The sequence below is a fragment of the Priestia sp. P5_B4 genome (genome assembly GCF_056400385.1).
Genome location: NZ_JBFULJ010001105.1, coordinates 1 through 1096, shown reverse-complemented (window position 1 = coordinate 1096; position 1096 = coordinate 1). Strand labels below are relative to the sequence as shown.

The window sequence follows — 1096 nt, the reverse complement described above, 5'->3', positions numbered from 1 at the left end:
CCAAAAAGGTGTTCATGCGTTGAACACCTTTTTAATTATTTTAGTATGTCTTGTCCCAAGATAGACGTAAATTATGAAATTTCTTTAAAAATGCTCTTTATTATAGACTAAACAATACATTTCGCTGCTTCCTATATCTCATTTTGTAATTTGATATTTACTATTTAACCACCTTAAAACGATGAGTGTTACGGCACCAGCAGCTAAATATAAGAAACCTCCAACTTCTATTACATACCCAAAAGGTGGAATAAGCTTTGGTAAAAAAACCATCCCGGCAAGAGAAATAAAAATTAAGACAAAGAGTAGAAAAAAGTCCTTAATCTTATTCGAAATTTTGTAAACAGATTTTTGTATCCATTTTAAAAGCAGAAAAACATCAAGAGAAATAATAGCTGCAACAATAACAAAAGTGACGATTGCTGTTCCGATATAAACAGTCTGGCTGCTATCCTTAACATAATGTACAACGATATTTCCTATCCCGCTTACTATAGCCATCAAGCTTGCTAGCTGTAACAATAAAAAGCTTATAAAAAAAGCAGTGCTTTTTAAGGGTTCTTTAGGTAACTGTTTAATCATTTCATCACAGTACGTCTTAAGGTTTTCTCCAAACACCTCTTCAGCACGCTTCCCTTCCGCTTGTGCGTCAATAAGGTGATCTAAAAGCTCCATCAATAATTCTTCAGCCTGCTGTTCAGAAACTGACACACTCGTTCGAATGTAAACAAGCATATTATCATAGTACTCTTCATTTTCCTTGGTCAGCTCTTTTCGCTTCTTATTATTTAATTTAATTAATTCCTTAGCGTTCATCTTAAAAACTCCTATTCAACAATTTATCTACAGGGTTTTGAATGTTGATCCATTCCTCTTGGATTTCACATAATGCGCTCTCACCAGATGCCGTAAGATGATAGTACTTTCGTTTAGGACCCGAAGGCGATGCTTTCATTTCTCCCTTTATTAATCCCTCCTTTTGAAGACGTAGTAAAATTGGGTAAATCGAACCTTCACTCACATCATTTAATCCATATTGTTGAAGCTTCTGGGATAGCTCATAGCCATAAACCGTTTCTTTTTGAATGATTGATAA

General features: G+C 34.4%; 2 protein-coding genes. Both read right to left on the bottom strand.

Annotated features, from left to right (window positions below; all coding sequences use genetic code 11):
* Positions 1-138 precede the first annotated feature (138 nt).
* Entirely contained in the window at positions 139-816 is a 678-nt protein-coding gene (locus tag AC1DRF_RS29175) for a DUF1129 family protein (protein WP_097825091.1), read from the bottom strand.
* Between the two features lies 1 nt (position 817).
* Positions 818-1096, bottom strand: a 279-nt coding sequence (locus AC1DRF_RS29170) for a PadR family transcriptional regulator (protein WP_477742465.1), incomplete at its 5' end; no start/stop codon positions are given.

Coding starts and splice junctions, on each gene's coding strand:
- AC1DRF_RS29175 (WP_097825091.1), bottom strand. CDS start 816: ATGAACGCTAAGGAATTAATTAAATTAAATAATAAGAAGCGAAAAGAG.